General features: G+C 69.0%; 19 protein-coding genes, 1 rRNA gene, 1 pseudogene and 1 riboswitch. Of the genes and pseudogenes, 16 read left to right on the top strand and 5 right to left on the bottom strand.

Annotated features, from left to right (window positions below; all coding sequences use genetic code 11):
• Window positions 1–157: 157 nt before the first annotated feature.
• The 11 genes and pseudogenes from rrf to ACFY0F_RS35065 all read left to right on the top strand — a co-directional run bounded on the left by rrf (window position 158) and on the right by ACFY0F_RS35065 (window position 10,698).
• A 5S ribosomal RNA gene (gene rrf, locus ACFY0F_RS35115) occupies window positions 158–274 on the top strand.
• 108 nt (window positions 275–382) lie between these two features.
• Entirely contained in the window at window positions 383–991 is a 609-nt protein-coding gene (locus ACFY0F_RS35110) for a CDP-alcohol phosphatidyltransferase family protein (protein WP_388803760.1), read from the top strand.
• Window positions 992–1,108: 117 nt separating this feature from the next.
• Entirely contained in the window at window positions 1,109–3,604 is a 2,496-nt protein-coding gene (locus tag ACFY0F_RS35105; protein WP_388803757.1) for a sugar phosphate nucleotidyltransferase, read from the top strand.
• Window positions 3,605–3,772: 168 nt separating this feature from the next.
• Window positions 3,773–4,612 carry a DUF881 domain-containing protein gene (locus tag ACFY0F_RS35100; RefSeq protein WP_388803754.1) on the top strand — a complete coding sequence of 280 codons (840 nt, stop codon included), beginning with the start codon at window positions 3,773–3,775 and terminating at the stop codon, window positions 4,610–4,612.
• A complete protein-coding gene (locus tag ACFY0F_RS35095) occupies window positions 4,609–4,941 on the top strand; it encodes a small basic family protein (RefSeq protein WP_003988855.1) in 333 nt (110 codons plus the stop codon). The genes ACFY0F_RS35100 and ACFY0F_RS35095 overlap by 4 nt, the downstream gene beginning before the upstream one ends.
• Window positions 4,942–4,946: 5 nt before the next feature.
• On the top strand, window positions 4,947–5,804 hold the full coding sequence (locus ACFY0F_RS35090; protein WP_388803751.1) for a DUF881 domain-containing protein: 858 nt from the start codon (window positions 4,947–4,949) through the stop codon (window positions 5,802–5,804).
• Between the two features lie 193 nt (window positions 5,805–5,997).
• Window positions 5,998–6,813 carry an FHA domain-containing protein gene (locus ACFY0F_RS35085; RefSeq protein ID WP_388803748.1) on the top strand — a complete coding sequence of 272 codons (816 nt, stop codon included), beginning with the start codon at window positions 5,998–6,000 and terminating at the stop codon, window positions 6,811–6,813.
• A 43-nt stretch (window positions 6,814–6,856) separates the two neighbouring features.
• Window positions 6,857–7,594, top strand: a complete 738-nt coding sequence (locus tag ACFY0F_RS35080; protein ID WP_388803745.1) for a MerR family transcriptional regulator — start codon at window positions 6,857–6,859, stop codon at window positions 7,592–7,594.
• Window positions 7,595–7,679: 85 nt separating this feature from the next.
• Window positions 7,680–8,153 (top strand): bifunctional nuclease family protein, encoded by a 474-nt coding sequence (locus ACFY0F_RS35075; protein ID WP_026253112.1) that lies wholly within the window; start codon window positions 7,680–7,682, stop codon window positions 8,151–8,153.
• 264 nt (window positions 8,154–8,417) lie between these two features.
• Window positions 8,418–9,101 (top strand): MerR family transcriptional regulator, encoded by a 684-nt coding sequence (locus ACFY0F_RS35070; protein WP_388803740.1) that lies wholly within the window; start codon window positions 8,418–8,420, stop codon window positions 9,099–9,101.
• A 93-nt stretch (window positions 9,102–9,194) separates the two neighbouring features.
• Window positions 9,195–10,698, top strand: a pseudogene (locus ACFY0F_RS35065) (DNA polymerase IV).
• Here ACFY0F_RS35065 and ACFY0F_RS35060 read toward each other — a convergent pair.
• Window positions 10,608–10,991 carry a PRC-barrel domain-containing protein gene (locus ACFY0F_RS35060; protein ID WP_388803737.1) on the bottom strand — a complete coding sequence of 128 codons (384 nt, stop codon included), beginning with the start codon at window positions 10,989–10,991 and terminating at the stop codon, window positions 10,608–10,610. The pseudogene ACFY0F_RS35065 and the gene ACFY0F_RS35060 overlap by 91 nt on opposite strands.
• Before the next feature lie 113 nt (window positions 10,992–11,104).
• A riboswitch (glycine riboswitch) is annotated at window positions 11,105–11,200 on the top strand.
• A gap of 174 nt (window positions 11,201–11,374) precedes the next feature.
• On the opposite strand from ACFY0F_RS35060, the gene gcvP reads away from it, so the two are divergent.
• The gene (gene gcvP, locus ACFY0F_RS35055) at window positions 11,375–14,260 is read left to right on the top strand and encodes an aminomethyl-transferring glycine dehydrogenase (protein ID WP_388803734.1); all 2,886 of its coding nucleotides are present in this window, start codon (window positions 11,375–11,377) and stop codon (window positions 14,258–14,260) included.
• Between the two features lie 47 nt (window positions 14,261–14,307).
• Here gcvP and ACFY0F_RS35050 read toward each other — a convergent pair whose 3' ends face one another.
• A complete protein-coding gene (locus ACFY0F_RS35050; protein WP_388803731.1) occupies window positions 14,308–14,727 on the bottom strand; it encodes a molybdopterin-binding protein in 420 nt (139 codons plus the stop codon).
• A 78-nt stretch (window positions 14,728–14,805) separates the two neighbouring features.
• Window positions 14,806–15,207 (bottom strand): molybdopterin-binding protein, encoded by a 402-nt coding sequence (locus ACFY0F_RS35045; RefSeq protein WP_388803728.1) that lies wholly within the window; start codon window positions 15,205–15,207, stop codon window positions 14,806–14,808.
• A 345-nt stretch (window positions 15,208–15,552) separates the two neighbouring features.
• Between ACFY0F_RS35045 and ACFY0F_RS35040 the strand changes: the two genes are divergently transcribed.
• From ACFY0F_RS35040 to ACFY0F_RS35025, 4 genes are all read left to right on the top strand, one after another.
• Complete coding sequence (locus ACFY0F_RS35040) at window positions 15,553–16,845, top strand: extracellular solute-binding protein (RefSeq protein ID WP_388803725.1); 1,293 nt, start codon at window positions 15,553–15,555, stop codon at window positions 16,843–16,845.
• A gap of 9 nt (window positions 16,846–16,854) precedes the next feature.
• Window positions 16,855–17,853, top strand: a complete 999-nt coding sequence (locus tag ACFY0F_RS35035; protein ID WP_388803722.1) for a carbohydrate ABC transporter permease — start codon at window positions 16,855–16,857, stop codon at window positions 17,851–17,853.
• 62 nt (window positions 17,854–17,915) lie between these two features.
• On the top strand, window positions 17,916–18,683 hold the full coding sequence (locus tag ACFY0F_RS35030) for a carbohydrate ABC transporter permease (RefSeq protein ID WP_388803781.1): 768 nt from the start codon (window positions 17,916–17,918) through the stop codon (window positions 18,681–18,683).
• A 76-nt stretch (window positions 18,684–18,759) separates the two neighbouring features.
• Window positions 18,760–19,809, top strand: a complete 1,050-nt coding sequence (locus tag ACFY0F_RS35025) for an endo-1,4-beta-xylanase (protein ID WP_388803719.1) — start codon at window positions 18,760–18,762, stop codon at window positions 19,807–19,809.
• Window positions 19,810–19,894: 85 nt separating this feature from the next.
• On the opposite strand, the gene ACFY0F_RS35020 is transcribed toward ACFY0F_RS35025, so the two are convergent.
• Both ACFY0F_RS35020 and ACFY0F_RS35015 read right to left on the bottom strand, forming a co-directional pair.
• The gene (locus ACFY0F_RS35020; RefSeq protein ID WP_388803778.1) at window positions 19,895–20,101 is read right to left on the bottom strand and encodes a DUF5999 family protein; all 207 of its coding nucleotides are present in this window, start codon (window positions 20,099–20,101) and stop codon (window positions 19,895–19,897) included.
• Window positions 20,102–20,456: 355 nt separating this feature from the next.
• The gene (locus ACFY0F_RS35015; protein WP_388803716.1) at window positions 20,457–21,041 is read right to left on the bottom strand and encodes a hypothetical protein; all 585 of its coding nucleotides are present in this window, start codon (window positions 21,039–21,041) and stop codon (window positions 20,457–20,459) included.
• Window positions 21,042–21,551: the final 510 nt, after the last annotated feature.

Here is a 21,551-nt window from a genome sequence, read left to right as displayed (position 1 = left end):
GTTGATAGGCCGGATCTGGAAGCCAGGTAACTGGTGGAGGTGACCGGTACTAATAGGCCGAGGGCTTGTCCTCAGTTGCTCGCGTCCACTGTGTTGGTTCTGAAACCACGAACAGCCCCATGTGCCACACATGGTTCGGTTGTCTGTTTCATAGTGTTTCGGTGGTCATAGCGTGAGGGAAACGCCCGGTTACATTCCGAACCCGGAAGCTAAGCCTCACAGCGCCGATGGTACTGCAGGGGGGACCCTGTGGGAGAGTAGGACACCGCCGAACTCCTTTTGAAGCTCCGGCTCTTGGGCACCAGCCCAAGAGCCGGAGCTTTTTTGCGTTGGGGTAAGGTCAGGGAGCATCGTCGGCACATTTCGCACAGGAGGCCCCCGGGTGGAGGTCCAGGAGACCCGCGTCCAGACAGACCGGGTCCTCACCATCCCGAACATCCTCAGCATGGCGCGGCTCCTCGGCGTACCGCTCTTCCTGTGGTTGATCCTCAGGCCCGAGTTCGGGGGGCCCAAGAGCGACGGCTGGGCGCTGCTCGTACTGGCGCTGAGCGGGATCAGTGACTACCTGGACGGCAAGCTCGCGCGGCGCTGGAACCAGATCAGCAGCCTCGGCCGGCTGCTCGATCCCGCGGCCGACCGCCTCTACGTCCTCTCGACGCTGCTGGGGCTCACCTGGCGTGAGATCCTGCCGGCGTGGCTGACCGCGGTACTCCTTGCGCGAGAGCTGGTTCTCCTGGTGATGGTGGGCATCCTCAGGCGGCACGGCTATCCGCCACCACAGGTGAACTTCCTGGGCAAGGCGGCGACCTTCAACCTGATGTATGCCTTCCCCCTGTTGTTGCTCAGTGACGGAAGCGGATGGATCTCGTCACTCGCTGCTATTTTCGGATGGGCGTTCGCAGGATGGGGTACAACCCTCTATTGGTGGGCAGGAGTGCTCTACGTGGTCCAAGTCCGACGCCTGGTTCGCGCGGACGCCGTGGCCGGTTGAACCCGCCGATTGTCCGGACGTAGTGGCTTGAGATGGCCCGCGGCGGAAAAGTGCGGGACAATCTGGACGGGTGAAGTCGGGCTGGACCGTCGTCTCTTAGAGGAGGACGCTTCCGACATGAAGGCCGTCGTGATGGCCGGTGGCGAAGGCACTCGCCTTCGCCCTATGACCTCGAGCATGCCCAAGCCGCTCCTGCCCGTGGCGAACCGCCCGATCATGGAGCACGTGCTACGGCTGCTCAAAAGGCATGGGCTCAGCGAGACCGTTGTTACCGTGCAGTTCCTGGCATCGCTCGTCAAGAACTACTTCGGTGACGGCGAGGAGCTCGGAATGGAGCTCACGTATGCCAATGAGGAGAAGCCACTCGGTACCGCCGGAAGCGTCAAGAACGCCGAAGAGGCGTTGAAGGACGATGCCTTCCTTGTCATCTCCGGCGATGCCCTGACCGACTTCGACCTCACCGAGCTGATCAATTTCCACAAGGAAAAGGGCGCGCTGGTCACCGTCTGTCTGACGCGGGTGCCCAATCCGCTGGAGTTCGGCATCACCATCGTCGACGAGGAAGGCAAGGTCGAGCGGTTCCTTGAGAAGCCGACCTGGGGACAGGTCTTCTCGGACACCGTGAACACGGGCATCTACGTGATGGAGCCCGAGGTCTTCGACTACGTCGAGCCCGACGTCCCCGTCGACTGGTCCGGTGATGTCTTCCCGCAGCTCATGAAGGACGGCAAGCCGATCTACGGCTTCGTCGCCGAAGGCTACTGGGAGGACGTCGGTACCCACGAGAGCTACGTCAAGGCGCAGGCCGACGTCCTCGAGGGCAAGGTCGACGTCGACATCGACGGGTTCGAGATCTCCCCGGGCGTATGGGTGGCCGAGGGCGCCGAGGTACACCCCGATGCCGTGCTCCGGGGGCCGCTCTACATCGGCGACTACGCCAAGGTCGAGGCCGGCGCGGAAATCCGCGAGCACACCGTCGTCGGATCGAACGTGGTCGTGAAGAGCGGTGCCTTCCTGCACAAGGCCGTCGTGCACGACAACGTCTACGTCGGGCAGCACAGCAATCTGCGGGGCTGTGTCGTCGGGAAGAACACCGACATCATGCGTGCGGCCCGGATCGAGGACGGCGCGGTCATCGGTGACGAGTGCCTGATCGGTGAGGAATCGATCGTCCAGGGCAACGTGCGGGTCTACCCGTTCAAGACCATCGAGGCCGGTGCCTTCGTCAACACCTCGGTCATCTGGGAGTCCAGGGGCCAGGCGCACCTCTTCGGAGCCCGCGGTGTCACCGGCATCCTGAACGTGGAGATCACGCCCGAACTCGCGGTGCGGCTGGCCGGCGCCTACGCCACCACCCTCAAGAAGGGCTCCACCGTCACCACGGCCCGTGACCACTCCCGCGGTGCCCGTGCGCTCAAGCGGGCCGTGATCTCCGCGCTCCAGGCCAGCGCCATCGACGTACGCGACCTGGAGAACGTACCGCTGCCCGTGGCCCGGCAGCAGACCGCGCGGGGCAGCGCCGGCGGCATCATGATCCGTACCTCGCCCGGTGTGCCGGACTCCGTCGACATCATGTTCTTCGACGGCAACGGGGCGGACCTCTCCCAAGGAAGCCAGCGAAAGCTGGACCGGGTGTTCGCGCGGCAGGAGTACCGGCGGGCGTTCCCGGGCGAGATCGGTGATCTGCACTTCCCGGCGAGCGTCTTCGACTCGTACACGGGATCGTTGCTGCGCAACGTCGACACCACGGGGATCGCCGAATCGGGCCTCAAGGTGGTCGTGGACGCCTCGAACGGCAGTGCCGGGCTCGTCCTGCCCAGCCTGCTCGGCAAGCTCGGTGTGGACTCGCTGACCATCAACCCGGGCCTCGACGAGTCCAGGCCGACGGAGACCGGCGAGGTGCGGCGGTCCGGGCTGAAGCGCCTCGGAGAGATCGTGGCGTCCTCAGGGGCGGCGTTCGGGGTCCGGTTCGACCCGGTGGGCGAGCGGCTGTCGCTCGTCGACGAGAAGGGCCGGATCATCGAGGACGACCGGGCACTGCTCGTGATGCTGGACCTCGTCGCCGCCGAGCGGCGCAGCGGCCGTGTCGCGCTCCCGGTCACCACGACCAGGATCGCCGAGCAGGTCGCCGCCTACCACGGCACCCAGGTGGAGTGGACCACCACGTCCCCCGACGACCTCACCCGCGTGGGAGGCGAGGAAGGGGCCATCTTCGGCGGTGACGGCAAGGGCGGGTTCATCGTCCCCGAGTTCAGCAGCGTCTACGACGGTACGGCGGCCTTCGTGCGGCTGATCGGGCTCGTGGCGCGGACGCAGCTCACCCTCAGCCAGATCGACGCCCGTATCCCGCGTGCGCACGTCCTGAAGCGGGACCTGGCGACCCCGTGGGCCGTCAAGGGGCTCGTCATGCGGCGCGTCGTCGAGGCCGCCGGAGACCGCTATGTGGACACCACCGACGGCGTACGGGTCGTGGAGACCGACGGGCGCTGGGTGATGGTGCTGCCCGACCCGGCCGAGGCGGTCACCCACCTGTGGGCGGAAGGGCCGGACGACGCCTCCGCGCAGGCCCTGCTCGATGAGTGGTCGGCCGTCGTGGACAGCGCCGGAAGGTAAAGACCGCCGCACGCGCGCGTGCCGGACAGGTGTTCCCCAAGGGGGCCTGTCCGGCACGCCACAGGGGCCGTTCGGAGGTACTGGTCGCGACATGCGACGATGTGCGGCATGCCGCAGCAATCCCCCGTTCGGAGCACACCCTCGCGGCCCGCGCGTCCGGATGCCTCCATGTCGTTGATCACCAACGTCATGGACCACAGCCTGGACGACGGGTACGCCGAGGCCGCGGCCCGGCGGAAGGCCCACGGGGAGGCCGGCGGCGTACCGAAGACGCTGCGGGCCAAGCTGGGCCTCGCCGCCGGCCTGGTCCTCGCCGCGCTCGTGGTGACGGTGGGCGCGGCACAGGCGCATGTGGCGGCGCCCGTGGTCGCCAAGGAGCGCCAGGAGCTGATCAACCGCATCGACAGCGAGACGTCGTCGGCGGACAAGCTCGAGGGCGACGTGGACAAGCTGCGCGACGACGTGAGCGCCCGCCAGCGGGCGGCGCTGAAGAAGAGCGGCGGCAGCGGGCAGGCGGATCTCGTGGGCGTCCTGTCGGGTGCCACGGCCGTGCACGGGCCCGGCGTCAAGCTCGTGGTGAACGACGCCAAGGAAGCCTCGAGCGGCCAGGCGGGCAATCCCCGCGAGACCTCGGGGTTCTCCGACACCGGCCGGGTACGGGACCGCGACATGCAGCGCGTGGTGAACGGGTTGTGGGCCTCGGGCGCGGAGGCGATCTCCATCAACGGGCAGCGGCTGACCGTCCTGTCGGCGATCAGGGCCGCGGGGGACGCGATACTGGTCGACAACAAGCCGCTGGTGCCGCCCTACACGGTCCTGGCGGTGGGGGACGGAAAGAAGCTGAGCACCAGGTTCCAGGACAGCGCCGACGGGCTGTATCTGCACGCCCTGGAACAGAACTACGGCATCCGGACCGCCATCTCCACCGAGAGCGACGTCCGGTTGCCCGCAGCACCGAGTGTGATCGTACGTACAGCACAGCCGAGCACTGAGAAGGGCACATCGTGATCGCCGTACTGGGCCTTGTCGTGGGAGTCGTGGCCGGCCTGTTGGTCCGTCCTGAGGTTCCGGCGGTCGTCGAGCCTTATCTGCCGATCGCCGTCGTCGCGGCGCTCGACGCCGTCTTCGGCGGCCTGCGGGCCATGCTCGACGGCATCTTCGACGACAAGGTCTTCGTGGTGTCGTTCCTGTCCAACGTGGTCGTGGCCGCGCTGATCGTGTTCCTGGGCGACAAGCTGGGCGTGGGCGCGCAGTTGTCCACCGGTGTCGTTGTGGTCCTCGGTATCCGCATCTTCTCCAACGCCGCGGCGATCCGGCGGCACGTGTTCCGGGCGTGACGGCGATGAGCAACCAGGACGAGCAGCCGGAGAAGGGGCTGCGCAAGGAACTGCCCGCAGAGGTGCCCGCCGAAGTGCCCGCGGAGGTGCCGGCTTCGGCCCCCGAGCCCGAGGAGGCCGCCGAGCAGCGGCCCCAGCAGGCCCTGACCGGTCGGCAGCGCCTGGTCCAGGGGTTGTGGCCGCCGCGCGTCAGCCGGGCCCAACTGATCGTGGCGGTGCTGTTGTTCGGTCTGGGCTTCGGGCTGGCCGTGCAGGTGGCGTCGAACAGCGACAGTGACAGCGCCCTGCGCGGCGCCCGTCAGGAGGATCTCGTTCGCATCCTCGATGAACTGGATGACCGTACTCAGCGTCTTGAGGACGAGAAGCAGGGACTGGAGAAGCAGCGGCAGGAGCTGCAGAGCAGCTCCGACCAGGCCGCGGAGGCGCGCAGGCAGACCGCCGAGAAGGAGAAGCAACTCGGTATCCTCGCGGGCACCGTGGCGGCCGAGGGTCCCGGCATCACGATGACGATCGACGACACGAAGGGGACGGTCCAGGCAGACATGCTGCTCGACGCGATCCAGGAACTGCGCGCGGCCGGCGCGGAGGCGATCGAGGTGAACGGTGTGCGGGTCGTCGCCGGGACGTACCTCACCGACTCCGGCAAGAGTGTGAGCGTCGACGGGAACAAGATCAACTCCCCCTATCGTTTCAAGGTCATCGGCAAGCCGCAGGACCTTGAACCGGCCCTCAACATCCCCGGAGGCGTGGTGCAGACTCTCGAGAAGGAGCAGGCCACCGTGACCGTCGACCGATCGAGCAAGATCGTCGTGGATGCCTTGCGACCGGCGAAGCAGCCTGACTACGCTCGGTCGTCCTCCTAGTGAACCGAGAGTGCATGGGGGACGTCGGACAGGGGCATGAGGTTGCGGGGGGTCGGCGTACCGAAGGGGTGGTGCGTGGTGGAAACTGTCTGGTGGCCACGGACGTTGTGAGGGTGTCCGGGTCGGCCGGTGTAGGCAATCAGGGTTCGTCCTGCCCCACGGGCGGGTCTGTTTCGGTCAAGGGGAATCGCCCGTGAAGTTGTTTGCGAAGTTGTTCGGCAAGAGCGCGCGAGAGGGCAGCGACAACGCGACCGCCCGCCATCGCGCACAGCCTGACGCAGAGGGTCAGCGCCCGCTGTTCCGTGACCAGGTCGCTGGTCCGGGTGGTGGCATTTCCGGAGGTCAGGGCGCGCCGTCTGTTGACCCTGCCCAGTCCGGCGGCATAGGTTTCGGGCAACCGTCAACCTCAGGTACGGGTGGAGGGTTTGCCTCCGGCCCGTACGCGTCCAGCGCTCCGGCGGGGCAGGAGGATCCGTCCATGTCGGCAGTGGTGTGTACGAGGTGCGGAAACCGCAACGCGGACAACGCCCGCTTCTGTTCCAACTGCGGCGCGCCGCTGCGCCCCGGGGCCGTGCCGGAGCGTCCGTCCGAGACGACGTCCACGATCTCCATCTCGGGCCTCGAGGCCTACGACGCCGAGGTGACCGGCCAGACGCCGATGCTCTCCCCGGAGGCGCAGGCGGCCGTCGACGCGCTGCCGCTGGGCTCGGCGCTGCTGGTGGTGCGCCGTGGGCCGAACTCGGGCAGCCGCTTCCTGCTGGACAGTGAGCTGACCACGGCCGGACGTCATCCGCAGAGCGACATCTTCCTGGACGACGTCACGGTCTCGCGCCGCCACGTGGAGTTCCGACGCTCCCCGGACGGCTCCTTCACGGTGGCCGACGTGGGCAGCCTGAACGGTACGTACGTCAACCGGGAGCGGATCGACCAGGTCGCCCTGTCGAACGGCGACGAAGTGCAGATCGGCAAGTACCGGCTGGTGTTCTACGCGAGCCGGCAGGGCATCTGACCATCCCCCGGACGCCGTCCGGGGGAACCCCCAGGGAAGGTCCATGCTTCGAACACCGAGCGGCGGTGCCGGGCACGGCACCGCCGCCACGGACAGTGGGCTGATGAGCATCGGCACGGTGCTGAACGCGCTGCGTGACGAGTTCCCCGAGGTCACGATCTCCAAGATTCGGTTCCTGGAGTCGGAAGGGCTGGTCGAGCCGCAGCGCACTCCCTCGGGGTACCGGAAGTTCAGCGCCGGGGACGTGGAGCGCCTCGGTCACGTCCTGAGGATGCAGCGGGACCACTATCTGCCGCTCAAGGTGATCAGGGAGCACCTGGACGCGATGGAGCGCGGCGAGGCCGTGCAGTTGCCGGTCGTCGGGCGCCAGCGCGACGGAGAGTCCGTGCTCGAGCCCGCCGAGGGGCCCACAGCGGCCCGGATCGGGCGGGCCGAGCTGCTGGCGGCGGCCGGGATCGACGAAGGCGACCTGGAGGAGTGGGAGTCGTACGGACTCCTCACCCCGCTGGAGGGCGGGGTGTACGACGCGGAGGCCGTCACCGTGGCCTCCCTGGTGGCGGAACTGGGCCGGTTCGGTATCGAGCCGCGCCATCTGCGGGTGATGAAGGCCGCCGCCGACCGTGAGGCCGGGCTGGTGGACCAGGTGGTGGCCCCGCTCAAGCGCCACCGGAATCCGCAGACCAGGGCGCATGCGGAGGCCCGTACGAAGGAGCTGGCAGCGCTCACGGTGAGGCTGCACGCGGCTCTGGTGCAGACCGCGCTCGGGGTGCGGCTGCCTTGAGTGGTACTGGTGTGCGGAGGCCGGATCGGGCACCCGTTCCCGGCCCGACTACCCAAACGTCCCGGGCACGGCCTAGGGTTGCTGTGTGAACGAGCTCGATGTCGTAGGTGTCCGGGTGGAAATGCCCTCCAACCAACCGATCGTGCTCCTGCGTGAAGTGGGCGGCGACCGGTACCTCCCCATCTGGATCGGACCGGGGGAGGCCACGGCGATCGCCTTCGCCCAGCAGGGCATGGCCCCCGCACGACCGCTGACCCACGACCTGTTCAAGGACGTGCTGGAGGCCGTCGGTCAGGAGCTCACCGAAGTACGCATCACGGACCTGCGTGAGGGCGTCTTCTACGCGGAGCTGGTCTTCGCCAGCGGCGTCGAGGTGAGCGCCCGCCCGTCCGACGCCATAGCGTTGGCCCTGCGCACCGGAACGCCGATCTACGGCAGTGACACGGTGCTCGACGACGCGGGGATCGCGATTCCGGACGAGCAGGAGGACGAGGTGGAGAAGTTCCGCGAGTTCCTCGACCAGATCTCGCCCGAGGACTTCGGCACCAGCAGCCAGTGAGAGCGGTGGGCGGCCGGTGGCGGACACGCGGCCCGTGACCGGCTCCTTGACGGCGTGTGACCGCCGTTGCGGCGGCGTCCGCCCAGGGCCGACGAGAGCGTCCTGACGTTCCCCGCCAGCGCATTCGGCTAGCCTTTCCCCGCGGTGGGGCACGGGAAACCACTCTTAGGGTGATTATCACTCGGCGTGCCGAGTGTGGCGATCGTTGACGCACCCCTGGTGACTGCCTACCGTCGAGAAGGCAGGTCAAGGACGGAGGTCGGCGTGAGAAGCAGCGGCGACGGTACGGCTGGGGGTGCCCCCGGACGCGGTTTCGGGGAGAGCGGTCCGTACCCTTCCCCCAGCGCTCGGCTCCGCACGGGCAGGGGGTACCCCCCTCATGCCGGCGCGGCAGATCCCGTCCCGCAGCGGCCGACAGCCGTGCCGAACGGCGGAGGGGCGACGTCCATGGCGTCCGAACAGATCGGCTACCGCGGACCGACGGCCTGCGCGGCCGCCGGGATCACTTACCGGCAACTCGACTACTGGGCCCGAACCGGTCTGGTCGAGCCGAGCGTACGGCCGGCCTACGGGTCGGGCACGCAGCGTCTGTACAGCTTCCGCGACGTGGTCGTCCTCAAGATCGTGAAGCGTTTTCTGGACACCGGTGTCTCACTGCAGAACATCCGCACCGCCGTCCAGCACCTCAGGGAACGCGGCTTCAGTGACCTGGAGCGCATGACGCTGATGAGCGACGGCGCCACGGTGTACGAATGCACCTCCCCCGACGAGGTCCACGCCCTCTTGCAGGGCGGTCAGGGGATCTTCGGGATCGCCGTGGGAGTGGTGTGGCGAGACGTGGAAAGCGCGCTCTCCCAACTGCACGGGGAGCGCATCGACACCGGTGAGACCCTGGTCGGCCAGAACCCCGCGGACGAGCTGGCGCGGCGGCGCAACCGGGCGGTCTGAACCACCCGGCCGCCGTCCGGCGGCGAGGGGTGCGCTGCCACCGGTGCGCCGGCCGGCGGGGCGTTGTCAGTGGCGTGGTGCAGCATCGGAGATGTGAGAAACGCGCCCACGATCCTGCATCTCGACATGGATGCCTTCTTCGCCTCGGTGGAGCAGGCGTCCAAGCCGAGCCTGCGCGGCAAGGCCGTCGTCGTGGGTGGGCTCGGGCCGCGCGGAGTGGTCGCCACCGCGTCGTACGAGGCACGGGTGTTCGGAGTCCATTCGGCGATGCCGATGGCACAGGCGCGTCGGCTCGCTCCGAACGCGGCCTACCTCGTTCCGCGCTTCGGGCTGTACCGCTCGATCAGTGAACAGGTGATGGCGTTGCTGCGGGCGCTGTCCCCGCTCGTGGAGCCGCTCAGCCTCGACGAGGCGTTCGTGGACCTGGAGGCCGGCGGAACGGCCTGGGACGAGCAGTCGGCGCGGCTGGCGGGGGCGAGGCTGCGCGCGGACATCCGGGCCGTCACGGGACTCACGGGGTCGGTGGGACTCGCCGCCTCCAAGATGCTCGCGAAGATCGCCTCCGAGCAGGCCAAGCCGGACGGGCTGGTACTGATCGAGCCGGGCACGGAGCGGGCGATGCTCGGGCCCATGCCGGTGCGCACGCTGCCCGGGGTGGGTCCGGCGACCGGGGACCATCTGCGACGCGCCGGCATCACCACGGTCGACGAACTCGCCGAGGCGGGCGAGGACGAGCTCGTACGGCTGCTGGGGAAGGCGCACGGCCACGCCCTGTACGCCATGGCGCTGGCACGCGACGAACGCCCTGTCGTGGCGGAGCGGGAGGCCAAGTCGGTGTCGGTCGAGGACACCTATGACGTGGACATCCACGACCGGGTCCGGGTCGGGCTGGAGGTGCAGCGGCTGGCCGACCGGTGCGTGCGGCGGCTGCGCGGGGCCGGGCTGTCCGGACGGACCATCGTGCTGAAGGTCCGGCGGTACGACTTCTCGACGCTGACCCGGTCCGAGACCCTGCGCGGGCCCACGGACGATCCGGCGGTGATCCGGGAGGCGGCGGCCCGGCTGCTGGACTCCGTCGACACGACCGGCGGCGTACGACTGCTCGGCGTGGGGGTCTCCGGGCTCGCCGATTACACCCAGGAGGACCTGTTCGCGCAGGCGGCGGGCGAGCTGACGGAGACGGCGGCGGAGGAGGTGGCGACCGAATCCGCCGAGCACCAGCCGTCGCCGGCCGAACGGCGCTGGCCCGCGGGGCACGACATACGGCACACCGAGTTCGGCCACGGCTGGGTGCAGGGCAGCGGCCTCGGGCGGGTCACCGTGCGCTTCGAGACCCCCGACTCGGAGCCCGGCCGGGTGCGGACGTTCCGGGTCGAGGATCCGGCTCTGGAACCGGCGGACCCGCTCCCGCTGACCGCCGGGGCAGCCGTCAGCGGCCTCGGAGACGGTGCGCGGGACGAGGAGGCCCGAGGCGCCGCGAGCGGCCCCTAGCGGGGGCCCGGTGCGCTACGTCGGTCCCGCCGTCTCGTCCGTGCCCGCGAGATCCCCGAAGTCGTGGTCCGGGAGCGGGGGAGAGGGGCTCACGTCGAGGCCGTAGTGGTGGTACAGCTGGAGCTCCTGCTCCGGGGAGAGATGGCGGCCGACGCCGAAGTCGGGCGCGTCTTTGATGAGGGACCGGTCGAAGGGGACCTGCAGGGCGCCGTCGATCAGCTCGCTGGGCTCCAGAGGGACGAAGGCGTCCCTGGAGAACAGGCCGGTGCGTATGGCCGCCCACTCCGGCTCGCCGGTCGCGTCGTCGAGGTAGACCTCGTCGATCGTGCCGATCTTGTGGCCGTTCCGGTCGAACGCCTTGCGGCCGATCAGGTGGCGCGGATCGATATCGGTTCGCACGGTCCCTCCTCTTGGTCGCAACTCATCCGTTAGCACTACAAAAGAGCACATTCAGGAAGGCGGCCACTCGAGGCTCACACGTTGACCTCGCTGGTAGGCTGGCAAGCGGCTGCTGACCCTGTGCGGGAGAGTCCTCCGGACACCATCGGAGGCGCCGAAGGAGCAACTCCTCCCCGGAATCTCTCAGGCCCACGTACCGCACGGACGAGGTCACTCTGGAAAGCAGGGCGGTCGCGACGGCTTCCGCTCTCACCGACGGTGAAAGCCGGGGCCTTCGGGCGACCCGGTGAAGCTCTCAGGTCGAGATGACAGAGGGGGAGGCCGTCGGGGTATCCGTACCGGGGTGCCCCTCGAAGGTCGCGTCAGACCAGGAGGCCTCCGCAATGACCGCCCACCGCACTCCGCTCTCCGAGCTCGAACAGGGCATTCCGTTCGAGCACCGCCACATCGGGCCCGACCAGGAGGCGCGGGCCAAGATGCTCGCGCACGTCGGCTACGGCTCACTCGGCGAACTGACCGCCGCCGCGGTACCGGACGTGATCAAGAACGCCGACGCCCTGGACCTGCCCGGCGCCCGCACCGAGGCCGAGGTGCTAGCCGAACTGCGATCCCTCGCCGACCGCAACCAGGTCCTCGGCTCGATGATCGGGCTGGGCTACTACGGGACTTTCACACCGCCCGTGATCCTGCGCAACGTCATGGAGAACCCGGCCTGGTACACGGCCTACACGCCGTACCAGCCGGAGATCTCCCAGGGACGCCTCGAAGCCCTGCTGAACTTCCAGACGATGGTCGCCGAGCTCACCGGACTGCCGACCTCCGGCGCCTCGCTGCTCGACGAGGGCACCGCCGCGGCCGAGGCGATGGCGCTCTCCCGGCGCATGGGCAGGAACAAGAAGGGCCTCTTCCTGGTCGACGCCGACGCGCTGCCGCAGACCGTCGCCGTGATCCGGACCCGCGCCGAACCGAGCGGCGTGGAGGTCGTCGTGGCCGACCTCAGCGAGGGCATCCCGGCCGAGGTCGCCGAGCGTGAGATCAACGGCGTGCTGATCCAGTACCCGGGCGCCTCCGGGGCCGTACGCGACATCAGGCCCGTCATCGAGCAGGCCCACGGGCTCGGAGCGCTCGTCACCGTCGCCGCCGACCTGCTGGCGCTCACCCTGCTGACCTCGCCGGGCGAGCTCGGCGCGGACATCGCGGTCGGTACGACCCAGCGCTTCGGTGTGCCGATGGGCTTCGGCGGCCCGCACGCCGGTTACATGGCGGTGCACGAGAAGTTCGCCCGCAGCCTGCCCGGCCGCCTTGTGGGCGTGTCCGTCGACGCGGACGGGAACAAGGCCTACCGGCTGGCGCTGCAGACCCGTGAGCAGCACATCCGCCGGGAGAAGGCCACCAGCAACATCTGCACCGCTCAGGTGCTGCTCGCCGTCATGGCAGGTATGTACGCCGTCTACCACGGCCCCGAGGGCCTGCGGAGCATCGCACGGCGCACCCACCGCTACGCCACCCTCCTGGCCGCGGGCCTGCGGGCGGCCGGGGTCGAGGTCGTGCACGGCGCGTTCTTCGACACGGTCACCGCGCGCGTGCCGGGCAAGGCCGCCGAGGTGGTGGCCGCGGCCCGGGAGAACGGGGTCAACCTGCGGCTCGTCGACGCCGACCATGTCTCGGCCGCCTGCGACGAGACCACGACCCGGGACCGGCTGGCCGCCGTCTGGTCGGCTTTCGGGACGGATGCGGACATCGAGGCACTGGACGCGGCCACCGGGGACGCGCTGCCCGAGGCCCTGCTGCGCACCGACGAATACCTCACCCACCCGGTCTTCCACCAGCACCGTTCCGAGACGGCGATGCTGCGCTACCTGCGCCGGCTGGCCGACCGGGACTACGCGCTCGACCGCGGCATGATCCCGCTGGGCTCCTGCACCATGAAGCTCAACGCGACCACCGAGATGGAGCCCGTCACCTGGCCGGAGTTCGGGCAGCTGCACCCCTTCGCCCCCGCGGAGCAGGCACAGGGCTATCTCACGCTCATCCGTGAGCTGGAGGAACGTCTCGCCGAGGTCACCGGGTACGACAAGGTCTCGCTGCAGCCGAACGCCGGTTCGCAGGGCGAGTTCGCAGGCCTGCTCGCCGTGCGCGGCTACCACCGCGCCAACGGCGACGACCAGCGGACCGTCTGCCTCATCCCGTCCTCCGCGCACGGCACCAACGCCGCCAGCGCCGTGATGGCCGGCATGAAGGTCGTCGTCGTCAAGACCGCCGAGGACGGTGAGATCGACGTCGAGGACCTGCGCGCGAAGATCGAGCAGTACCGCGACGAGCTGGCCGTGCTCATGATCACCTACCCCTCGACGCACGGCGTGTTCGAGGAGCACGTCGCCGACATCTGCGCACAGGTCCACGAGGCCGGCGGCCAGGTGTACGTCGACGGCGCCAACCTCAACGCGCTGGTGGGTCTCGCCAAGCCGGGTCACTTCGGCGGTGACGTCTCGCACCTCAACCTGCACAAGACGTTCTGCATCCCGCACGGCGGCGGCGGTCCCGGCGTCGGCCCGGTGGCCGTGCGCGAGCACCTGGCGCCGTACCTGCCGAACCACCCGCTCCAGCCGGCGGCGGGCCCCGAGACGGGCGTCGGCCCGATCTCGGCCGCGCCCTGGGGCTCGGCGGGCATCCTGCCGATCTCGTGGGCGTACGTCCGTCTGATGGGCGGTGAGGGCCTCAAGCGGGCCACCCAGGTGGCCGTGCTGTCCGCCAACTACATCGCCAAGCGCCTCGAGCCGCACTACCCGGTGCTCTACACCGGCCCGGGCGGCCTGGTCGCGCACGAGTGCATCATCGACCTGCGGCCGCTGACCAAGGCGACCGGAGTGTCCGTGGACGACGTGGCCAAGCGGCTCATCGACTACGGCTTCCACGCGCCGACGATGTCCTTCCCGGTGGCCGGCACGCTGATGATCGAGCCGACCGAGTCGGAGGACCTGGCCGAACTGGACCGGTTCTGCGAGGCGATGATCGCGATCCGCGCGGAGATCGAGAAGGTCGGCACGGGCGAGTGGCCCGCCGAGGACAACCCGCTGCGGAACGCCCCGCACACCGCCGGCGCGCTGAGCGGCGAGTGGGACCAGGCCTACAGCCGGGCAGAGGCCGTGTTCCCGGCCGGGGCCTCGACCGCCGACAAGTACTGGCCGCCGGTGCGCCGCATCGACCAGGCCTTCGGTGACCGGAACCTGGTCTGCTCCTGCCCGCCGCTGGACGCCTACGAGGACTGAGAGAGCGTGTGGGGCCCCGTCCGTGTCCGGGCGGGGCCCCTTCGCGTTCACGCCGTCGCCAGCGACACCTCGGTCGACTTGATCAGGGCGACCACGTCGGAGCCCACGAAGAGGCCGAGGTCGATGGCGGCCTCCTTCGTGATCGCCGCGGTGATCCTGCCGCCGTCCACGGTGACCTTGACGGACGCCATGACCTCGCCGAGCTCCAGGTGGGTGATCGTTCCGGCGAGCCTGTTGCGGATCGAGAGGCCGTCGACCCGGCTGGTGGCCAGGGAGACCTCCGTCGACTTCACCAGAGCGCGGACGGAGACACCCGGGACCAGGGCCAGCTGCTCGACGGCCTCCGAAGTGATCGCCGCCGTGAGGTCCTGGCCACCGTCCAGGCGGATCTTGACCGCGGCCATGACGTCGCCGGGGTGGACGGCGGTGACGGTGCCGGGGAGCTGGTTGCGGATGCTCAGGGTCATGGCTCATCACCGTAGTGCGCGTGCGGCTTCAGGGAGGGTATGCGCGGGTTTGCGTCGCCCTGGCCGTCCTCGGCTCGATCAGATGCGGTCGATATGTACATTCGTCGACTTCACCCGTGCGGTGGCCTCCATGCCGACCTCCAGGCCCAGCTCCTCGACGGCCTCCCGGGTGAGGAGGGAGACGAGCCGGTGGGGGCCGGCCTGGATCTCCACCTGTGCGGCGACGTCGCCGAGCTTGATCGCGGTGACGATGCCGGGGAAGGCGTTGCGCACTGAGGTCCGGGGCCCGGCTGGGTCCTCGTCGTTGCCGCCCGTCTTGGCGAGTTCCACGGAGAACGCGGCCAGGTCCTTGCCGTCGACGAGCCGTCGCCCCGCCTCGTCGCGGTGGGTCGCCACCCGGCCCGCGTCCGCCCAGCGGCGGGCGGTGTCCGGGCTCACGCCGAGCAGTCGTGCTGCCTGGCCGATCGTGTAGGACTGCATGCCGGTCACGATAGGGCGCGGATCCGAAGGAGTTGGTACGGGCCCCGCCAGGACCCTCCCGTCTTCGACTGGTGCGACCACCCGCCCGCTACCTGATGCGCGACACCTTGACGCCTCTGAGCGGCCTTTCTAGAGTCGCGGTTCGGAACGTTCGGTGATATCGCCGAATGTTTCGGCTCACCACCGTGTGCAAGTGCACGGACCGCGGTGGCACTTCCGGCCAGGGGATGCCGATTTCGCCGCACAAGCGTCGTACGAAGGGTTGCCACCCGGCAAGAGAGGTCCCTAGGGTGCGGCGCAGCTTTCCGGCATAGTTCCGAAAGTTTCGAAGAGAAGGAGCGCATCATGGGCGACCCGGCACTCTCTCGCCGCGGCTTCCTGGCGGCCTCCGCCGCGGCCGGTCTGGGCATGACGGCACTGAGCGGCTGCGGCGGCGACTCGGGCGGGGGGTCGTCGAACGGCACGACCACGATCGAGTGGTGGAACATCTCCACCACCCAGCCGACGAAGACGGTCTGGGCCGGTCTGGCCAAGAAGTTCGAGGCGCAGAACCCCAAGGTCAAGGTAAAGATCGTCCAGTTGGAGAACGACGCCTACAAATCGAAGATGACGGCGCTGATCGCCTCCGGGAAGCTGCCGGACATCTTCCACACCTGGGGCGGCGGCGTGCTCAAGCAGCAGGTAGACGCCGGGCTCGTCGAGGACCTCAGCGACCGGACCAAGCCCTGGGCCGACGGGATGCTGTCCGTCGCCAAGCAGCCGTACCTCATCGACGACAAGCTGTACGGCATCCCGTTCGACATCGGCATGATCGGCTTCTGGTACAACAAGGCGCTCTTCAAGCAGGCCGGGATCAGCACCCCACCCACCACCTGGAGCGGCTTCCTCGACGCCGTGCGAAAGCTGAAGGCGAAGAACATCACGCCGATAGCCGTGGCCGGCAAGGAGAAGTGGCCCGAGATGTACTACTGGGCCTACCTCGCCATGCGCACGGCCGGGATCGACGCGCTGAAGAAGGCCGACGAGGCCAAGGACTTCAGCGACCCCGGGATCGTCCAGGCCGGACAGCACCTCAAGGACCTGGTCCAGCTCCAGCCGTTCCAGAAGGGGTTCCTGGGTGCCGGGTACTCCACCCCGACCGGCCAGGCGGCCGCCGTGGGCAACGGCAAGGCGGCCATGGAACTCATGGGACAGTGGGCCCCGGTCGTCGAGGCCGACTCGGGCAAGGGCCTCGGCTCGAACCTCGGCTTCTTCCCCTTCCCCGCCGTAGAGGGCGGAAAGGGCGCGATCACCGAGGTGTTCGGCGGTGGCGGCGGGCACGCCCTGCGCAAGGGTGCCCCGCAGGCGGCCGTCGACTTCCTGAAGTTCTTCGCCTCCGAGACCACCGACCTGGAACTCGTGAAGAAGACCAACACCCTCCCGGTGGTCCCCGGCGCCGAGAAGGCGCTCTCCGACCCCAACACCAAGGCGGTACAGGCCCAGTTGAAGGGTGCCACCGGCTTCCAGCTCTACCTCGACCAGGCGTACGCCCCGTCCGTCGGCCAGGAGGTCAACGACAGCGTCGCCGCGCTGATCGCCGGCTCGAAGTCACCCGAGCAGGTGGCCCAGTCGATCACCAAGGCCGCGAAGGAAGCGTAGTAGCCGGCGATGACCTCGACCTTCCTCCCGGACAAGCGAACGGACCCCGGTGTCGCCCTCTCCGCCCCGGCGGCGGCGTCGGCCCGGGGACGGGCGCGCCGGCGCCTGCTGAACTGGCTCACCGCGGTCGCCTTCCAGGTGCCCGCGCTGGTGCTGTTCATGGGGCTGGTGCTGCTGCCGATGCTGTTCGCGCTGTACGCCGCCTTCTTCCGCTGGGGCGGCTTCGGCATGCCCTCCGACTACATCGGCACGGACAACTTCACCCAGCTCTTCCAGGACGACGTCTTCCTGGGCGACCTGTGGCGCTGTCTGCTCCTGGTGGTCCTGTCCCTCGCGCTGCAACTGCCGTTCGCGCTCGCCATGGCCGTCGCGCTCAACCAGCGGCTGCGCGGGCGGGCCGTGTACCGGATGCTGTTCTTCGCGCCCTACGTCCTGTCCGAGGCGATCACCGGCGTGCTGTTCAGCATGGTCTTCGCCCCGGACGACGGGCTCGCCGACCACCTCCTGGGCGCCATCGGGCTGGGCGGCGTCGGCGGAGAGTGGTTCGCCGACCCCTCCTACGTCATGGCGACCCTGTTCCTCGTCATGACCTGGAAGTTCTTCGGCTTCCACATGATGCTCTACCTCGCCGGAATGCAGGCGATCCCGCCCGAGCTGACCGAGGCGGCGCTGATCGACGGCGCGAGCCCCTGGCAGCGGTTCCGCAACGTCACCCTGCCGCTGCTCGCGCCCACTCTGCGCATCAGCGTCTTCCTGTCCGTCATCGGGGCGATCCAGCTCTTCGACCTGGTCTGGGTGATCACCCAGGGCGGGCCGGACCACCACTCCGAGACGCTGGCCGTGACCATGTTCCAGTACGGCTTCAAGCGCTATCAGGTCGGCTACGCCAGCGCGATCAGCGTGGTCATGTTCGGCATCTGCCTCGTCTTCGCCGTCGTCTACCAGCGGTTCGTGCTCCGCCGCGACCTCGAAGGGGCCACCACGACGATGAGGGGGGACGGCAAGTGACCCGCAGGACCAAGGCCGTACGCGAACTGCCGCTGCACCTGGTGCTCGTCGCGGTCGGCGCGATGATGGTCGTACCCCTGCTGTACGCCGTCCTGTCCGGCTTCAAGTCCACCGCCGAGCTCTCCCGCAATCCCTTCGGCCTGCCCGAGCACTGGCTGACCGGCAACTACACGGACATCCTCGGCTCGGGCGACTTCTGGCGGCTGGTGGGCAACAGCACGCTGGTCGCGGTGGCGACGACGGTGCTCGTGGTCGCCGCATCCGCGCTGGCGGCCTTCTCCTTCGCGCGGTTCGCCTTCCGCGGGCGGGAGTTGCTGTTCACCTTCTTCACGATGGGGCTGATGTTCCCCTTCGCGGTCGCCGCGCTTCCCCTCTTCCTGCTGCTGCGCTACCTCAGTCTGCTGGACAACCCGCTCGGCGTGATCCTCCCGCAGGCCGCCTTCGGTCTGCCGACGACCATCATCATCCTGCGCGGTTTCTTCCGGCAGATCCCCGGTGAGCTGGAGGAGGCGGCCACGCTCGACGGGTGCAGCGCCTTCGGGTTCTTCTGGCGGGTGCTGCTGCCCATGGCGCGGCCCGCGCTCGGCACGGTGTCGGTGCTGGCCGTCGTCACCAGCTGGAACAACTTCATGCTGCCGCTGCTGGTGTTCACCGACTCGAAGTGGTGGACGCTGCCGCTCGGCGTCGCGCAGTTCCAGGGCCAGTACTCGGCGGAGTACGCCCGTGTCTTCGCCTACCTGGTCCTGGCGATGGTCCCCGCACTCGCCTTCTACTCCGTCGCCGAGCGCCAGCTCGTCGGCGGCCTGACCGCCGGCGCGACGAAGGGATGACCCGCGCCGACGGGTGTACGGCCCCGTCCGCACCCGAGTACGACCCCACCCGCACCCGACCGTGAGGAGTCGCACCATGCCCAGGTCCAGTACGCGTCTCAGACTCGCCGGCGCCCTCGCCGCCGTCCTGGTGGCCGCGGGCGTCGCCACCGGCCCCGCCGCCCAGGCGCAGGGACGGCAGCCCACGCTCGCCGAACTCGCCCACCGCCACGGGCGCTACTTCGGCAGCGCCACCGACAACCCCGAGCTGACCGACAGCGCGTACACGAAGATCCTCGGCACGGAGTTCGACACGATCACGCCGGGGAACGGCATGAAGTGGTACGCCACCGAGCCCCAGCAGGGCGTCTTCGACTGGACGAACGGCGACGAGATCGTCGCACTCGCCCGCAAGAACCACCAGCGCATTCGCGCGCACACCCTGGTCTGGCACAGCCAGCTGCCCGACTGGCTCACCTCGCGTGAATGGACCGCCACGGAGCTGCGGGCCGTCCTGAAAAAGCACATCTTCGCCGAGGTCCGCCACTACCGGGGCAAGGTCTACTCCTGGGACGTCGTCAACGAGGCCTTCAACGAGGACGGCACCTACCGCGAGACCCTCTGGTACAAGACGCTCGGCCCCGGCTACATCGCCGACGCGCTGCGCTGGGCCCACCAGGCCGACCCGCACGCCAAGCTGTACCTCAACGACTACAACATCGAGGCGACCGGCCCGAAGAGCGACGCCTACTACGCGCTGGCCAAGGACCTCAGGAAGCAGGGCGTGCCGCTGAACGGCATCGGCTTCCAGGCCCACCTGGCCCTCCAGTACGGCTATCCCACCACCCTGGAGGACAACCTGCGCCGCTTCTCCCGCCTGGGGCTGGACACCGCCCTCACCGAGGTCGACGTCCGTATGCAACTGCCCGCGACCGACGCCAAGCTGGCCGAGCAGGCGACCTGGTACCGGAATCTGACCGAGGCCTGCCTCGCCGTGCGCCGTTGCGTGGGGGTGACGGTGTGGGACTACACCGACAAGTACTCGTGGATCCCGGCGGTCTTCCCGGGCGAGGGGGCCGCCCTGCCGTGGGACGAGCAGCTGAAGCCGAAGCCCGCCTACGAGGCGCTGCGCGAAGCGCTCGGGTGACGGACGGACACGTTCGGTAGTCGTCCCCGGACACGCGTCGGGGCCGGTGCGCACCTCGTGGTGCGAGCCGGCCCCTCATGTGTGTCTAGGCGACCGTCATCACCCTGCTGCTGTCCAGAGCCCGGTGCGGGGCGACGATCTGGCCGTCGGGCAGGAGCTCACCGGTGTCCTCGAAGAGCAGAACGCCGTTGCACAGCAGGCTCCAGCCCTGCTCCGGGTGGTGCGCCACGAGGCGGGCGGACTCCCGGTCGGGGGATTCGGCTGTCGGGCACGGTGGCTGGTGCTGGCACATGGGTGGGATCTCTCGCTCTGTCGTGGTCATGTCCGCCCCCCGTGGTCATAAGTCGGTCGGAACCCAGTGTTGCCCTCCGGGCGTCAATCCGCAGGTATTTCGCAGCACCGCTTCTCACAGGTTCATGACGCGTTGTCCACGCGCTCGGTTCATCTCCTCCGCACTGTCTTTTCGGGTGGTTCTCAGTGGCCGGATGGGGCTAGTCAGGGCCGGTGCGGACGGTTTTGACGGCTCTGCAGAGCGGGTTAATGCTCGTACGAGCGAAAGGGGCCCGGAATGCACGCCCGTACCCCGCCACCAAAGGGGCGGCGGGGTACCGGAGCGGGACCGGGGAAGAAGGGGCAGGAGGGTGGTGTCAGGCGGGCGAGCCGAGCAGCGGGACGGGAGTCACCCGGTGGGTCAGCACGGGAAGCAGTTCGGCGACCGGATGCGGCCGGTGGGCCGCGATGCCGGGCGGCGCGGGGGCCAGCGGGACGAGCAGGTCGGTGGCGGCGGGATGGCCCTCGGCACCGTCCGCGGTGCAGTCGCCGTGCAGCCAGAGCGTGAGCATGTACAGGGCCGGCACGGACAGCAGACGCACCTGGTAGGGCTGTTGCATGGTCTCGGCCTGACGCAGGGCGCGTTCCGTGGAGGCGATGTAGGGGCCTTCGAAGAAGTGCGAGAACGCCCAGCCGTCGGGGGTCAGCCGGGTCTCGGCCGCGGCCACGGCACGGCCGCCGCTGTGGATCAGGAACCGCCAGCCCGTCAATCGGGTCGCGGACACGCCCTCGGCGGTGATCCGGTCGAGCACGTGCACCGGGAGGGGCAGTTCGGGGGTGGCGGGTCCCTGCGCGGTGCGCAGGGACGGAGTGCGGGCCTCACGGACGGCGGTGGGGGAACCGAGGGCCGTGAGCACGGAGCGCAGGGCGGGCGCGGGGGCAGGCGGAACGTGGAGGGGCATGGTGGGTCGCCTCTCATTCGACAGGCGCGATGGCGCGAGGGCGGGGCGGGCGGACGGCGCTGTCAGCTCATGGGGTCAGAGAGGCGGGGGCCCGTGGCGGTGAACGAGAGGTGCGGAAGCGGCCTGCCGCACGTCGCCTGGACGGCGGGAACCAGAACGGTGGGCGCCAACCTTCTGCCTTCTTCGCGGAGTTTATACGACTTAAGTTCAGAAGGTGTTTCGTCTAGCCGTTTCCGGTGAGTAAAACAAGTTCGTATTCGGTCGGCGATTTGTGTGAATCATCCCGATTCAGGGGTTGGACGACCCGTCCTGACCACGGAATACCCCGGCGTAGCGGACGGCCCATTCTCGTCGGCGTTTTTCACGAGGACGACGGGGCACACGAAGGTGCGCGCTGCCTCATGCCTCGTGAATGTGCCGCCGGACACATTCCAACAGAGTAGCGGGGACAGGGCTCGCGCGGGACGTTATCGATCGCGTCGGGTGGGCATCATCCCACCTGACCCTGGA

This window comes from Streptomyces sp. NPDC001544, from assembly GCF_042894285.1.
GTDB lineage: Bacteria > Actinomycetota > Actinomycetes > Streptomycetales > Streptomycetaceae > Streptomyces.
Note: the sequence above shows the minus strand (reverse complement) of the source record. Positions and strands in the feature narration are given on the sequence as shown.

Excerpts from the sequence above, each read along its gene's own strand:
- ACFY0F_RS35105 (WP_388803757.1), top strand. The coding sequence starts at position 1,109 with ATGAAGGCCGTCGTGATGGCCGGTGGCGAAGGCACTCGCCTTCGCCCT.
- ACFY0F_RS35100 (WP_388803754.1), top strand. The coding sequence starts at position 3,773 with ATGTCGTTGATCACCAACGTCATGGACCACAGCCTGGACGACGGGTAC.
- ACFY0F_RS35090 (WP_388803751.1), top strand. The coding sequence starts at position 4,947 with ATGAGCAACCAGGACGAGCAGCCGGAGAAGGGGCTGCGCAAGGAACTG.
- ACFY0F_RS35080 (WP_388803745.1), top strand. The coding sequence starts at position 6,857 with ATGCTTCGAACACCGAGCGGCGGTGCCGGGCACGGCACCGCCGCCACG.
- gcvP (WP_388803734.1), top strand. The coding sequence starts at position 11,375 with ATGACCGCCCACCGCACTCCGCTCTCCGAGCTCGAACAGGGCATTCCG.
- ACFY0F_RS35050 (WP_388803731.1), bottom strand. The coding sequence starts at position 14,727 with ATGACCCTGAGCATCCGCAACCAGCTCCCCGGCACCGTCACCGCCGTC.
- ACFY0F_RS35045 (WP_388803728.1), bottom strand. The coding sequence starts at position 15,207 with ATGCAGTCCTACACGATCGGCCAGGCAGCACGACTGCTCGGCGTGAGC.
- ACFY0F_RS35040 (WP_388803725.1), top strand. The coding sequence starts at position 15,553 with ATGGGCGACCCGGCACTCTCTCGCCGCGGCTTCCTGGCGGCCTCCGCC.
- ACFY0F_RS35035 (WP_388803722.1), top strand. The coding sequence starts at position 16,855 with ATGACCTCGACCTTCCTCCCGGACAAGCGAACGGACCCCGGTGTCGCC.
- ACFY0F_RS35030 (WP_388803781.1), top strand. The coding sequence starts at position 17,916 with ATGATGGTCGTACCCCTGCTGTACGCCGTCCTGTCCGGCTTCAAGTCC.
- ACFY0F_RS35025 (WP_388803719.1), top strand. The coding sequence starts at position 18,760 with ATGCCCAGGTCCAGTACGCGTCTCAGACTCGCCGGCGCCCTCGCCGCC.
- ACFY0F_RS35020 (WP_388803778.1), bottom strand. The coding sequence starts at position 20,101 with ATGTGCCAGCACCAGCCACCGTGCCCGACAGCCGAATCCCCCGACCGG.
- ACFY0F_RS35015 (WP_388803716.1), bottom strand. The coding sequence starts at position 21,041 with ATGCCCCTCCACGTTCCGCCTGCCCCCGCGCCCGCCCTGCGCTCCGTG.